The 13519-nt window shown below is 67.9% G+C and carries 10 protein-coding genes; 3 read left to right on the top strand and 7 right to left on the bottom strand.

The annotated features are described in order from the left end of the window. The first annotated feature begins 29 nt into the window (after positions 1–29). Complete coding sequence (gene galB, locus KY496_RS04495; RefSeq protein ID WP_229520414.1) at positions 30–2834, top strand: beta-galactosidase GalB; 2805 nt, start codon at positions 30–32, stop codon at positions 2832–2834. Positions 2835–2904: 70 nt separating this feature from the next. Here the strand turns inward: galB and KY496_RS04490 are convergent, their stop codons facing one another. Further along, positions 2905–3498, bottom strand: a complete 594-nt coding sequence (locus tag KY496_RS04490; RefSeq protein ID WP_219864030.1) for an ABATE domain-containing protein — start codon at positions 3496–3498, stop codon at positions 2905–2907. 132 nt (positions 3499–3630) lie between these two features. Here KY496_RS04490 and KY496_RS04485 point away from each other — a divergent pair, with 132 nt between their 5' ends. Continuing rightward, a complete protein-coding gene (locus KY496_RS04485; RefSeq protein WP_219864029.1) occupies positions 3631–4569 on the top strand; it encodes an alpha/beta fold hydrolase in 939 nt (312 codons plus the stop codon). A gap of 152 nt (positions 4570–4721) precedes the next feature. On the opposite strand, the gene KY496_RS04480 is transcribed toward KY496_RS04485, so the two are convergent. From KY496_RS04480 to KY496_RS04455, 6 genes are all read right to left on the bottom strand, one after another. Then, a complete protein-coding gene (locus tag KY496_RS04480; RefSeq protein WP_219864028.1) occupies positions 4722–6353 on the bottom strand; it encodes a trehalose-6-phosphate synthase in 1632 nt (543 codons plus the stop codon). A gap of 91 nt (positions 6354–6444) precedes the next feature. After that, a complete protein-coding gene (gene cyoE / locus KY496_RS04475; protein ID WP_005670983.1) occupies positions 6445–7374 on the bottom strand; it encodes a heme o synthase in 930 nt (309 codons plus the stop codon). Between the two features lie 126 nt (positions 7375–7500). Next, complete coding sequence (locus KY496_RS04470) at positions 7501–8181, bottom strand: hypothetical protein (RefSeq protein ID WP_219864027.1); 681 nt, start codon at positions 8179–8181, stop codon at positions 7501–7503. Between the two features lie 141 nt (positions 8182–8322). Beyond that, positions 8323–8796, bottom strand: a complete 474-nt coding sequence (locus KY496_RS04465; RefSeq protein WP_005670987.1) for a copper chaperone PCu(A)C — start codon at positions 8794–8796, stop codon at positions 8323–8325. Positions 8797–8830: 34 nt separating this feature from the next. Beyond that, the gene (locus KY496_RS04460; RefSeq protein ID WP_184236290.1) at positions 8831–9445 is read right to left on the bottom strand and encodes an SCO family protein; all 615 of its coding nucleotides are present in this window, start codon (positions 9443–9445) and stop codon (positions 8831–8833) included. A gap of 113 nt (positions 9446–9558) precedes the next feature. After that, the gene (locus KY496_RS04455) at positions 9559–9915 is read right to left on the bottom strand and encodes a DUF2946 domain-containing protein (RefSeq protein WP_219864026.1); all 357 of its coding nucleotides are present in this window, start codon (positions 9913–9915) and stop codon (positions 9559–9561) included. A 393-nt stretch (positions 9916–10308) separates the two neighbouring features. On the opposite strand from KY496_RS04455, the gene KY496_RS04450 reads away from it, so the two are divergent. Then, on the top strand, positions 10309–13413 hold the full coding sequence (locus KY496_RS04450) for a di-heme oxidoredictase family protein (RefSeq protein ID WP_229520413.1): 3105 nt from the start codon (positions 10309–10311) through the stop codon (positions 13411–13413). Positions 13414–13519: the final 106 nt, after the last annotated feature.

The raw sequence follows: 13519 nt of genomic DNA, 5'->3' as shown, positions 1-13519 counted from the left end.
GAGACTTGGAACGACATCCGCCAACATTCATGGCAGGCAGCCGCGCGCCCCGCGCCCTTGACGCTGCCTTTGCCGCCTGCCTGCTGGCCGCGGCGCTCGGCACGACGCTGGCGACACCCCCGGCCGCCGCCCAGCCGGCCACGCAGGTCGCGCCATCCGAGGGACGCCAGCGCATCGACTTCAACGACGGCTGGCGCTTCACCCTGGGCGACCCGGGCGGCGACTCGGCGCCCTACCTGTATGACGTGCGCCCCGAGGTCAAGAAGTCGGCCGACGGCAAGGACGCCGACGCCAGGCCCGATCAGGCGGTCCGGGTCGAGCGCGGCGGCGTGGCCCTGCTCAAGCCATGGATACTCCCGAGCGGCAATGCCTTCATCAAGGATCCGGCGCGCCGCCATGCGCGGCCGGCGCTTGACCCGGCCATCGATGCGCCGTACGCGCGCCTGGGCTTCGACGACAGCGCCTGGACTCAGGTGCGCCTGCCGCACGATTGGGCGATCGCCGGCCCCTTCCTGGAAACCGGACCGTATGGCGGCATGGGCCGCCTCAAGACCTGGGGGCCGGCGTGGTATCGCAAGACGCTCGCGCTGAGTGCGGCCGACCGCGGCAAGCAGATCTTCCTCGACGTCGACGGCGCCATGGCCTATGCCAGCGTCTGGGTCAATGGCCGGCTGGCCGGCGGCTGGCCCTATGGCTACAACTCGTTCCGCATCGACCTGACTCCCTACGTGACGCCGGGCGCCAGCAACCAGGTCGCGATCCGCCTCGACAACACGCCCGAATCGGCGCGCTGGTATCCCGGCGCGGGCCTGTACCGCAACGTCTGGATCACCAAGACGGCGCCGCTGCACGTCGGCCAGTGGGGCGTGCAGCTCACCACGCCGCGCGTGTCGAAGCAATCCGCCCAGGTGGCCTGGCGCGTCACCCTCGACAACAAGGGCGCCGCGCCGGTCAAGGCGGAGGTCATCACCGAACTGCTGGAGCTCGACCCCCAGGGCAGGCCCACCGGCCAGCCGGTGGCGCGCGTGACGTCTCCCGCGTCGACTGTCATGCCGGGCGCCAGCGCCAGCGTGGACGGCACGGCGACCCTGGCCAGGCCGCGCCTGTGGGGGCCGCCGCCGACCCAGCAGCCCAACCGCTACCTGGCCGTGACCACGGTGCGCCAGGATGGCCGCGTGGTCGACCGTGTCGAGACGCCGTTCGGCATCCGCACGCTGCGCTTCGACGGCAAGGAGGGGGTGTTCGTCAACGGCGAAAAGATCGTGCTGCGCGGCGTCAACAACCACCACGACCTCGGCGCGCTCGGCGCCGCCTTCAACGTGCGCGCGGCCGAACGCCAGCTCGAACTGCTGCGGGAGATGGGCGCCAACGCCGTGCGCATGGCCCACAATCCCCCCGATCCGCAACTGCTCGAACTGACCGACCGCATGGGCATCCTGGTGGTGGACGAGGTGTTCGACTCGTGGCAGCGCAAGAAGACGCCGCTCGACTTCCACCTGATCTTCGACGACTGGCACGAGCAGGACCTGCGCGCGATGATCCGGCGCGACCGCAACCACCCGTCGATCATCATGTGGAGCATCGGGAACGAGGTCGGCGAGCAGTACACCGACCACGAGGGCGCGGCGCTCGCGCGTCGCCTGCATACGATCGCGCGCGACGAAGACCCGAGCCGCCCCACCACCTTGTCCATGAACTACGCCAAGCCGCACATGCCGCTGCCGGCGGAGGTGGACATCATCAGCCTGAACTACCAGGGCGAAGGCATCCGCCAGGATCCGGAGTTCGAGGGCACCGACCGCATCCGCACGCCGCCGCAGTATCCGGGCTTTCACCAGGCGTTCCCGGACAAGGTGATCCTCACCAGCGAATCGGCGTCGGCGTTCAGCAGTCGCGGCGTGTATTTCTTCCCCGTCCATCCAACCGACAGCTCGATCGTGCGCGATGGCCGCGGCGGCGACTCGACGCTGCAGCAGGTGAGCTCCTATGAGCTCTACGCGGTCGATTTCGGCTCGTCGGCCGACAAGGTGTTCGCCTCGCTCGACCGCCATCCCTACGTTGCCGGCGAATTCGTCTGGACCGGCTTCGACTACCTGGGCGAACCGACCCCGTACTACGGCGCGCGCAGTTCCTACACTGGCATCCTCGACCTGGCCGGCTTCAAGAAGGACCGCTTCTGGCTGTACCAGTCGCGCTGGCGTCCGGACTTCAGGATGGCCCACATCCTGCCGCACTGGACCTGGCCGGAGCGGGTCGGCCAGGTGACGCCCGTGCACGTGTTCACCTCGGGCGACGAGGCCGAGCTGTTCGTCAACGGCAAGTCGCAGGGCCGCAAGAAGAAGGCGCCGTTCACCTACCGCCTGCGCTGGGACGAGGTCAGGTACGAGCCGGGCGAGGTGCGTGTGGTGAGCTACAAGGCCGGCCAGGAATGGGCGCGCGCGAGCGTGAAAACGGCGGGCGCCGCGGCATCGCTGCAGGCCGGCGCCGATCGCACGACGATCGCCGGCGATGGGCGCGACCTGGCGTTCGTCACCGTGCGCATCGCCGACAAGGCTGGCGTCGATGTGCCGCGCAGCATGCAGCGGGTGAGCTTCACGGTCGAGGGCCCGGGCGAACTGGTGGCCACCGACAACGGCGACCCGACCAGCTTCGAACCGTTCCCGTCGGCGGAGCGCGCCGCCTTCAACGGGCTGGTGCTCGGCATCGTGCGCGCCAGGCCGGGCGCCAGCGGCCCGATCACGGTGCGGGTGACGGCCGAGGGGCTGGCGCCGGCGTCGGTGACGCTGCAGGCACAGCCCGCGGACGGCCCGACCCAGGCGCACCGACGGCCGTGATCACCCTGCAAGCGCGGCCTCCCGCCAACCGCAACGCGTGCAGTTGCAATCAGCGCTGCACGCCGCCGACTCAAGCCGTGGCGCGGGTGCGCTTGCGAAACTCGGCCGCCTTGTGCCGGTTGCCGCACAGCGCCATGCTGCACCAGCGCCGGCGGTGCGATTTGGTGCGGTCATAGAACCACAGCACGCAATCGGGATGTTCGCACTGGCGCACGTACTCGAACTGTCCGGTGGCCAGCAACTGCGCCACCGACTCGGCCACCTGGCCCAGCGCCTGCCGCGGCGACGGCGCGGGTAGCCGGCGCGCGAGCCGGGGGCCGTCCTCGCCCCACTCCAGCACCGGCGCCGACTGCATCGCCGCCAGGTAACGATTGATCCGATCCGGACTCCCCCGCTCTCCCTCCTTGCGCCGCTCGACGAGTTCGCGTGCGATCGACCTCAACTCCCTGGCGTCCCGTAACAGGCCGTCCCTGGCCGCCTGGTCGCCCGCTTGGCCCGCATCGATGCCGCAGCGCGCCAGCCAGCGCACGACATCATCCCAACTGCCCCAGAAATCGACGTACTGCCCGCCCTTGCCGGCTTCGGTATTGAGCAGATCGAGCGCCGGGTGATCGGCGATGAGCAGCGGTTCGCTCAAGGCCGCCTCTTGTGTGTTGTCAGCCATGGTCTTCCTTTTGCAATAACCATCAACATTATACTTGAATGGTTACTTAAAGCATGCCATACTGGATTCATAACCCCTTAAATCCATCGTTGATGGTTACTTAAATAACCCACCTCATACAGGGAGCTCGTCATGAAAAGCATATTGAATCCACTCTTGATGGCAGCCGCAATCGGCAGCGCCGGCGCTGCCCCGGCTGCGGAACAGGCGCCCGTCGTGCGCTACGACACGATCCAGGCCGGGGGCGCCGACGTGTTCTACCGCGAAGCCGGCCCGAAAGACGCGCCCGCCGTCTTGCTGCTGCACGGCTTCGGCGCCTCGTCGCACATGTTCCGCGAACTGATCCCGCAGCTGGCCACCGGCTACCATGTGGTCGCCCCCGATCTCCCCGGCTTCGGACTGACGAACACCGGCAAGTCCTTCAGGTACACCTTCGACAACCTGGCCGACGTGATCGACGCCTTCACCACCGCCAAGGGCCTGCAGCGCTATGCGATCTATGTGTTCGACTACGGCGCGCCGGTCGGCTGGCGCCTGGCGGTGCGCCATCCCGAACAGATCACGGCGATCGTGAGCCAGAACGGCAATGCCTACGAAGAAGGCCTGAGCCCGGGCTGGGCGCCGATGCGGGCCGCCTGGGCCGATCCGACGCCCGCGAATCGCGAGGCGTTGCGCAAGTTCAATACGCTCGACATGCTCAAATGGCAGTACGTGGAGGGAGTGAAGGACACGTCAGGGGTGGCGCCCGACGGCTATCTGCTGGCCCATGAGGCGATCGAGCGCATCGGCGTGGATCCGCAGATGGACCTGCTGGTCGACTACGGCACGAACATCAAGCAATACGCGCAGCTGCACGAATTCTTCCGTCGCCATCAGCCGCCGACCCTGGCCATCTGGGGCAAGAACGATCCCTTCTTCCTGCCGCCCGGCGCCGAAGCCTTCCAGCGCGACAATCCGAAGGCCGAGGTGCGTTTCCTGGACACCGGCCACTTCGCGATCGAGACCCACGGCGCCGAGATCGCGGGCGCGATGCGCGACTTCCTGGACCGCCACCTGGGCGGGCGCCGGTAGACCAACGCGCCGGCCGGCCCTGGCCGCTACTGCGCCGCAGCGCCGCAGCCGGCCAGCGCCTTCAGCTGCTGCGCGCGCATGAAGCTGCAACAGGTCACGATCTCGCGCACCGGCGCGATCGCCAGCTGGATGGATTCCCCGATATCGCTGAGTTAGGCAGCCCGCTGCCCGAGCCGGGCCAGGGCCGGACGTGCGCCGCGGCCGGCCGCGATCCGCATGCCGTCGCCCAGCAGGCGGGCTGCCCAGCCGAAGACCGTGTTCTGGCTCACCACGCCGCGCATGGCGCGCATGCGGGTCATCTGTTCCTGGGGCGACATGTCCAGCGCGCGTCCGATGGCGCGGGCGATGCCGGCGATGTCGCGCGGCTCGACCAGCAAGGCCTGCTCCAGTTCGGCCGCGGCCCCGGCCTGGCGGCTGAGCACCAGCGCGCCGCGCAAGTCATTGCGCGCCGCCACGAATTCCTTGGCCACCAGGTTCATCCCATCGTGCAGGCTCGTGACCAGGCACACGTCGCTGGCGCGGTAGCAGTCGCTGACGGTGGCCGCATTGGCGCTGGCGGCATGCAGCACCACCGGCCGCCAGGCGCCATGGTCGGCATGATTACTGAAGCGGGCATTGATCCTGTCGGTCAGCGCGTTCACCTGGCGCGCGATCTCCTGGTAGGCGGGCAAGGCGCCGCGGCATGGCGCGCCGATCTGCAGCAAGGTCACCTGGCCCAGCAGTTCCGGGCGCTCCTCCAGCAGCAGTTCGAAGGCCTGCAGCCGCTCGGGAATGCCCTTGGTGTAATCCATGCGGTCGACGCCGACCAGCAGGCGCACCCCCGGCGCGATGCCGAAGCGGCGCCGGACCTCGTCGCCCAAGCCGGGCGCGGGCAGCTCCTGGCGGCCGGGCCAGGCGATCGAGATCGGATAGGCGTCGACGTGGGCGGCGCCAACATCCTGGGCGCAGGCGGCGCGCGCCAGCTGGAAGTTGGCCAGGTCGGCCGGGGTCTGCAGGCCGACCACGGTGCTGGCCAGCAAGCCCGCCATCACCTGTTCGCGCCATGGCAGGCGTGCCAGGCGCTGCGGCGCCGGGAACGGAATATGCCAGAACAGCACGATGACCGCCTCCGGCAGGCGCTCGCGCACCATCTGCGGCACCAGCGCCAGGTGATAATCCTGGACCAGCACCACCGGACGCGCGCTCGCGGCTTCGGCCACCACGGCCTCGGCGAAGCGGCGGTTGACCCGCACGTAATGCTCCCAATCGGCGGCGCGGAAGGTCGGCTCGACGTCGGTGCGGTGGCATAGCGGCCACAGGCCTTCGTTGGACAGGCCGTCGTAGTAGCCGGCGACTTGGTCCTCGTCCAGCCACAGGCGGCGCAGACGGTAGGGTGCGTCCAGGTATGGCTTGCGCACATGGTCGCGCTCGTCGCAGGTGGCGCGGTCGGCGTCGCCGCTACCGTGGGCGATCCAGCAGCCGCCCTCCTTGGCCAGCACGGCTTCGAGCGCCGTGACCAGGCCGCCGGCGGGACGCTGGGCCGCGATGCCGTCCGGCGTATGGGAATGGATGCATGGCGCCCGGTTCGAGACGACGATCAGGTCGTCGCCACAGCCCAGCTGCTCGAGCAGGCGCGCCAGGTCGGCGCTGTCGCGCACGTCGTCCGGCGTGAGGAGGCCAGCCGGCGGTTGATGGTTGCGGCCGTGGCGGCCATCGCCGGGCAGCTGCTCTGGAAGATGCGTCGGTAGATGCGCTGGATTGCCGCGCACCCGCGTGGTGGGGTGGGTTTGGTATCTCGCTGTCATGCAAACAGCTTAATATGTTAACGTTCCAACCCACCGTGCGCCAGCGTACTCAAACTGACAATTTACCCAGAAGCAACTCAGAGTCGGAAATTCAGACCGGAATGTAATGGTCCAGCAGCAGCGCCGCGAATAGCAGCGCCAAGTACATGATCGACCAGGCAAAGGATTTACGGGCGATCCGGTCGCTGTAACGCTTGTGGACCAGCCAGCCGTAGCGCAGGAACACGGCGTTCAGCGCACAGGCGGCCACCAGGTAGACCACGCCGCTCATCCCCACCGCCCACGGCAGCGCGGCGCCGGCCGCCAGCGCCAGGCTGTAGCGCCACACCTGCAGGCCGGTGTGCGCCATGCCGTGCGTGACCGGCAGCATCGGCAGGCCGGAGCGCGCGTACTCGTCGCGGCGGTACATCGCCAGCGCCCAGAAGTGCGGCGGCGTCCACAAGAAAATGATCAGGACCAGCAGCCAGGCTTCCAGCGGCACCGTATTGGCGACCGCGGCCCAGCCCAGCGCCGGCGGCATCGCGCCCGCGAAGCCGCCGATCACGATGTTTTGCGGGGTGTTCGGCTTGAGCAGCAGCGTGTAGATGAAGGCGTAGCCGACGAAAGTCGCCAGGGTCAGCCACATCGTCAACGGATTGACCCGGGTATACAGCAGCGCGGCGCCGGCGCCGCCCAGCAGCAGCGAGAAGACGACAGTGTGCAGCGGGCTCAGGCTGCCGCTGGCGGTCGCGCGGCGGGCGGTGCGCGCCATGCGGGCGTCGATCCGCGCTTCGAGCAGGCAGTTGACTGCGAAAGCAGCGCCGGCCAGCAGCCAGATGCCGGCGCCGCTGAACAGCAGCACGCTCCAGCCGGGGAATCCCTCGCTGGCCAGCAGGCTGCCGATGACGGCGCAGAACACGGTCAGCATCGTGACGCGCGGCTTGGTCAGCGCCCAGTACTGCGAACAATGGCGGGCCAGGCCGGCAGCGGCGCGGTCGCCCAGTTCCGCCGTTTCTACATCTACAACTTTAACGTTCGACATGATCGCTCGACCGCGGTGCGACAATGGCGGTCCTTTACCCAAAACCCGACATCCTAGAGGAAATCGCGGCGCAGACAAACGGGCAAAATGTCTCAGTTGCCGTACATGCCATGCAATTCAGGCCGGCTAAGCCGCTTCTTCGGGCACTGCCGCGGGCGCATGCACGACGCCGGGAACCGGTTTTGCCGGCATCTGATGCATGAAAACCACATGCTGGACCATGCACAGCGCGATATAGCCAAGCAGCTCGCACCATTCTTCGAACGTCTGGGCGGTGGGAATCACCCTGTCGAGATGACAAGACATATGGCCCTCGGCGCAGGTCGATCCCAGGGCGGCCGCAAACATGACGACCAGGAGCACCCAGGGCAGGCGGTGGGAGAAGGCGGCCCGCAGCGGCCCGTCGATCCGGTAGTACAGGGCGCTGAGCACCAGCCAGGCCAGCAGCACGGCGGCGCCGGGCTTGACCAGCGGCTCGATCTGGAGCGCCGTCGCGGCCATGGTCTCGCTGGCAGGGCCGGACAGCCATGCCCTCCCCCAACTGAGTTCGCGCCCCGCCAGCAGCAGCCAGACCGGCGCGGCCCACAGCGCCAGCATGGCGACGCGCGCCGGCCGCGCGCGCAAGTACATCAGCAGCGCCAGCACGCAGCCGGCCCCCAGCACCAGCACCTGCAGGCTTTCCAGCAGCCCGCCCTCGCGCGACCAGGTCGCCGGCAGCACCAGGCTGGCCGGATAGCAGGCGGCCAGCGCCGCCAGCAGCGCCCATTCGCCGCGTCCGGCCGGCAACCAGGAAAGACTTCGTCGCATAAGCGCTCCATTCGCATGAGGCCGCGGCTCCCTGTCGGGAGACCCGTCGGCAATCAGGCGATTGTACGAAGCAGCATCACGCGCACGATTGGTTTACGTGAAAATCCTACCGGTGGTTGTTGTTTTCAGGTCAAGTACCGCTCAGTGGCCTGCGTGGGCTGGCTTGGCGGCGCTGTTCAGGGCTTTCACGGGCGCCTTGATCTCGACCTGCTCGCGCTTGCCGTCCTTGCCCTCGAATACCAGCGTCAACGGCACCGTATCGCCCTCCTTCACCTGGGCTTTCAGGTTCATCATCATGATGTGATGGCCGCCCGGCTTGAGCTCCACCGTTTTGCCGGCGGGCAGCTCGACCGACTGCACCTGGCGCATGCGCATCACGTCGCCCTGCATCGCCATCTCGTGCACCTCGACCGTCGGGGTCAGCGGCGAGCTGACCGAGACGAACTTGCTGTCCTTGGCGGCCTGGAGCTGCATGAAGGCGCCGGTCGCCTTCTGTTGTGGAACGGTGGCGCGCACCCAGGCGTCCTTGACGGTGACGTTGGCCTGGGCTTGGGCGGAACTTGCGACGGCGGCCAGCATGGCGGCGGCGGCGACGGTGCGGATGAAGTGCTTCATGGTGTTCTCCTTGAATGGTCTGGATTGGCGGGGCTCAGGCGGCATGCAGCAGCTTGCGCACGTCGGCAGCGTACTCGATCGCCGACTGGCTGTGCGACAGTTTCAGGCGCAGCTTGCCCTTGGTGTCGTAGGCATAGGTGACCGAGGTATGGTCGACGGTGTAGGAATCGCCGGTCGGCACTTTCTGGTAGATCACCTTGAATTCCTTCGCGGTCTCGGCCAGCCGTTCCTGGTCGCCGTACAGGGCGAGGAAGGTCGGATCGAAGGCCGCCGTATAGGCATGCAGGACCTCGGGCGTGTCGCGCTCCGGATCGACGCTGATGAACAGCACCTGCAGGCGGTCGCCGTCCGGCCCCAGCAGGGCCTTGACCTCGGCCGCGCGCGCCAGCGCGGTCGGGCACACGTCCGGGCACTGGGTAAAGCCAAAGAACACCAGCACGACCTTGTCCTTGAAGTCGGCCAGCGTGCGTTCCTGGCCGCTCGGATCCTTGAGGCGGAAATCCCGGCCGAAATCGGCGCCGGTGATGTCGGCGCCGTTGAAACTGACCGAACTGCCCATGCTGCAGCCGGCCAGCGCGCCCAGCGCGAGGACCGCGCCGGACAGCACGAAGGCGCGGCGCGAGGGATGACGTGAAACTCGTTGATGCATCTTGCTACTCCTGACTACTTGTACGTTGAGCGCGACCTGCGGGCGCGCCCCCATGGGGCACGCCGCGCTGCGCGCATAAAGACTGCGCCGACCTTGTCGCCGGCGCGAGAACGTCAGGAGTGCGCGGGCGGCCCGCGTGGCGGAAGCGGCGCGCCGACGGTGGCGGCGACGTGGAAGACGGCGGGCACATGCACCACCGCGGCGGCCGGCTGCGGCGGCGGAACGCATGGCGTCGCCAGCGGCGGCGGTGCGGCGGCGGGCAGGCACAGCGGGCAATCGAGGGTATGCCCCCTGGGGTGCACGGCGGCGCCGTCGCGGTCGACGAGCACGACCTTGACGCCACCGTCGGCGCATACCAGCGCCATCGAGACTGGCTGCACCATGGGTGCGGCGCTGGCGGCGCCCAGGGTAAGGACGAACCAGGCCAGGACCAGACGGACCAGCATCGACGATGTGCGCAGGATGTGCATGACCTTCGATTATTGGTGATGACTTCCACTCCCGTCAACGGCAAGCTGCATCCAGGATCGCTTTCATCGTGTGGATCATGACGCATGCGCTTGACAGGTATTGACGTGCCGGATATCTTAACGGCAAAAAGTTGCCTTAGAGCAATTAACCCTTGGTATCAAGGGGGAGGTACCAGAAGACGGCCGCAAGGCACGCGGAAAAGGCAAGGCCTGCGCGGTGCGGATGGCGGTTGCCGCCGGCGCAGGATTCCCAATCAAGAATGGATAACCAAGGAGTATCAAATGAACCTACTGCCTCGCGGGCAGTCCTCAGGCCGTTACCGCATGCCCGGCCTCGCACTCGCGCTCACGGTATTGCTTGCCGGTTGCGGTGGTGGAGATGGCGAATCGCCCATGTCTTCCATGCAAAGCGCCAGCAAGAGCCTGTTCAACGCCTTTTCCGCAGCGGCCGAGGGCCCGGAAATGCCCCTCACCCCGAAAGCCGCCACCGCCACGTCGCGCGAGCGCGACGACCTCGACGCCAGGTTCGCGATCGACGGCGACCGCAACACCCGTTGGGGCAGCCGGTTCACGGATGACCAGGACTTCACGCTCGAGTTCGCGCAGAACGTGGTCATCACCCGGGTCCGCATCGACTGGGAGAACGCGCACGCGCGCAAGTACGCGCTGCAGGTTTCCGAGGACGGCGACAGCTGGACCACGATCAAGACCGTGAACGACAGCCAGGGCGGCGTCGAGGACCTGACCGGCTTCGCCGGCGAGGGCCGCTACCTGCGCGTGAAAGGCATCGAGCGCGCCGGCCAGTATGGTTATTCGATCCTCGAGATCCAGGCCTTCACCGGCACCCCGTCCAACCCCGACGCGCCGACCGAACCCGCTCCCGGGATCCCGGTCGACCTGAGCAAGCCGGGCGTGCCCGTCAAGCCGGCCGGCGCGAGCTCGTCGCGGCCCGAGAACGGCGGCCTGGGCGCCTCGATGGCGATCGACGGCAAGCCGAACACCCGCTGGGCCAGCCACCAGGACGATGGCAATGGCGGCTGGATCCAGTTCGACTTCGCCGCGCCGACCCCGATCGGCTACATCAAGCTCAATTGGGAGAATTCCTACGCGAAGCAGTACAAGCTGCAGACCTCGAACGACAACGTCAACTGGACCGACCTGCGCATCGTCGACAAGGGCCAGGGCGGCGTCGAGGAATTCTTCAACCTCAATATCGTCGCCAGGCATGTGCGCCTGCAGGGCCTGATGCGCGCCACGCAGTATGGCTACTCGCTGTGGGAGGTCGAGTTCAAGACCCCGGGCAGCGACAACACCATCCCCGCGCAGCCGACGTCGGCGCACGCATTCCCGGCCAACGGCAACGGATGGACCCCTCTGCCGGGTTCGAACGACGCCCTCGAGTCGCTCCAGTTCACGCTGGCGGACGGCACCCTGGTGACCCGCTTCGGCGTCCGCGTCCAGGACCGCCATGGTCGCGAACGCGGCGAGGAGTGGAACGAGATCGGCTACGGCCCCAACGAGACGGTCGACCTCGCCACTGGCCTGCCGCGCGACAAGGGCCCGGGCCGGCACCTGACCTTCGTGCCGCAGTATCACCAGAACCGCACCTGGGGCGTCGAGATCATCGACCGCAGCCGCGTGCCGAACAACACCCGTCCGGTCCTGATCGTCAACCAGTACACGCAGGTGGACTTCCGGCCGGGCGAAGTGGCATTCTTCCGCGGCTTCGACCGGCCGGGGGTCACCGGTTTCGGCTGGATGAATCCGGGCCAGCTGGTCAACGACAAGGTCGCGATGTGCCCGGCGACGCCCTACCCGCGCAACAATACGCTGTACAACGCGAACCTGGCCAACGGCGACTGCGCCCTGCAGCACTGGAACTATCCGGGCCACGCCGAACTGAACGCCGACGGCTTCCCGAACGGCCGCAGCGTCCCGGCCAGGCCGCTGGTGGCCGGCGACATGGTCGAGATCTCGCCCTCGATGTTCTCGACCACCGCGGCGATGCAGGCCAAGGGCGACTTCGGCGGCATCCGCTACTACTCGAACGAGTGGACCTATGTGGTCGGCCAGGGCCTGCGGCCGTGGTATGGCGTGCGGCCGCGCCTGATGAACGCGCCGCTGCCCCTCGACACCCTGTCGGGCGGCATCGGCTCGGTGTCCTATAACTACAGCGACAACGGGAGTTTCATGTTCCAGCAGCCGCACAACAACACCGGCATGCAGAACATGCAGCGCTTCGTCGAAGGGCGCCGCCTGGTGCACACCAACTTCACCACCGGCAAGCACAACGAGCCGGGCAACGATCCGCATCCGAACATCTCCGGACTCCAGGGCCAGCGGTTCAACCAGGCCGCCTGTATCGCCTGCCATACGAATAACGGCCGCAGCCCGGCGCCCGAAGTGGGCCGGCGCCTGGACACCATGGCCGTGCGCGTGGCCACGACCGCGGCCGACGGCGCCCAGCTGCCGCACCCGACCTATGGCACGACGGTGCAGATGAACGCCTCCACTGCGGCCGGCACGCCGCAGAACTGGGGCGGCGTGCGCGTCAAGGAGTTCGACACGCGCACGGTCAAGCTCGCCGACGGCACCGACGTGCAGTTGCGCAAGCCGGTGCTGGTGTTCGACGGCCCGACGCCGGACACGGTGTCGCTGCGCGCGGCCCAGCCGATGATCGGCGCCGGCCTGCTCGAAGCGGTGCCCGAGGCCGACATCCTGGCGCGCGTGCGCAGCACGCCCGACCAGGACGGCGTCAAGGGCGTGGCCAACTTCGTGTTCGATCCGGAGACCGGCGCGGTGCACCTGGGCCGCTTCGGCTGGAAGGCCTCGAAGGCGACGTTGCGTCACCAGACCGCCAGCGCGCTGCTGCAGGACATGTCGGTGACCTCGCCGGTCTATCCGAACCGCAGCTGCGACAGCAACCCGGCAGGCTGCGCCACGGCGCCCAAGGAACGCGGCATCTCGGAAGCCGACCTGCAGCAGATCTCGAACTACCTGGCCCTGCTGGCCGTGCCTGCCCAGCGCAGCCTGCCGAGCGGCTTCCCGAAAGGCGTGTCGCCGATCGAGGAACTGGACGTCGACACCCGCCAGGTCGCCGCCGGCGCCAAGCTGTTCGAAGCCATGCGCTGCGTGGCCTGCCACACCGCCTCGATGAAGACCGGCTCGAACCACCTGTTCGCGGAGCTGCGCGACCAGACGATCCGACCTTACACCGACCTGCTGCTGCACGATATGGGGCCTGGCCTCGCCGACGACTACAAGGAAGGCCAGGCCAGCGGCCGCATGTGGCGCACGCCGGCGCTGTGGGGCCTGGGCTACACCGAAAAGGTGCTGGACCGCGAAGGCGCCGTCGGCTACCTGCACGACGGCCGCGCGCGCAACCTGACCGAAGCGATCATGTGGCACGACGGCGAAGCCGCCGCCGCGCGCAACCGCTTCGCGAAGTTGAACAAGGCCCAGCGCGACGAGTTGATGGCCTTCCTGCGCTCGCTGTAAGCTGAACGCGGCAAGGCCAGGATGAATGGCGCCGGGAGCGATCCCGGCGCCATTTTTTACAGCAACCGCATTGACGGAATATATGGAACGTATATACTCAACATAC

It is taken from the genome of Massilia sp. NP310, from assembly GCF_019443485.1.
In the GTDB taxonomy this organism is placed as follows: Bacteria; Pseudomonadota; Gammaproteobacteria; order Burkholderiales; family Burkholderiaceae_D; genus Telluria; species Telluria timonae.
The sequence above is the reverse complement of the archived record's forward strand: the minus strand, read 5'-3'. Positions and strand labels throughout refer to the sequence as shown.

Bases quoted from the DNA above. Each gene is read 5' to 3' on its own strand.
- galB (WP_229520414.1), top strand. From the start codon at position 30: ATGGCAGGCAGCCGCGCGCCCCGCGCCCTTGACGCTGCCTTTGCCGCC.
- KY496_RS04490 (WP_219864030.1), bottom strand. From the start codon at position 3,498: ATGGCTGACAACACACAAGAGGCGGCCTTGAGCGAACCGCTGCTCATC.
- KY496_RS04485 (WP_219864029.1), top strand. From the start codon at position 3,631: ATGAAAAGCATATTGAATCCACTCTTGATGGCAGCCGCAATCGGCAGC.
- KY496_RS04480 (WP_219864028.1), bottom strand. From the start codon at position 6,353: ATGACAGCGAGATACCAAACCCACCCCACCACGCGGGTGCGCGGCAAT.
- cyoE (WP_005670983.1), bottom strand. From the start codon at position 7,374: ATGTCGAACGTTAAAGTTGTAGATGTAGAAACGGCGGAACTGGGCGAC.
- KY496_RS04470 (WP_219864027.1), bottom strand. From the start codon at position 8,181: ATGCGACGAAGTCTTTCCTGGTTGCCGGCCGGACGCGGCGAATGGGCG.
- KY496_RS04465 (WP_005670987.1), bottom strand. From the start codon at position 8,796: ATGAAGCACTTCATCCGCACCGTCGCCGCCGCCGCCATGCTGGCCGCC.
- KY496_RS04460 (WP_184236290.1), bottom strand. From the start codon at position 9,445: ATGCATCAACGAGTTTCACGTCATCCCTCGCGCCGCGCCTTCGTGCTG.
- KY496_RS04455 (WP_219864026.1), bottom strand. From the start codon at position 9,915: ATGCACATCCTGCGCACATCGTCGATGCTGGTCCGTCTGGTCCTGGCC.
- KY496_RS04450 (WP_229520413.1), top strand. From the start codon at position 10,309: ATGTCTTCCATGCAAAGCGCCAGCAAGAGCCTGTTCAACGCCTTTTCC.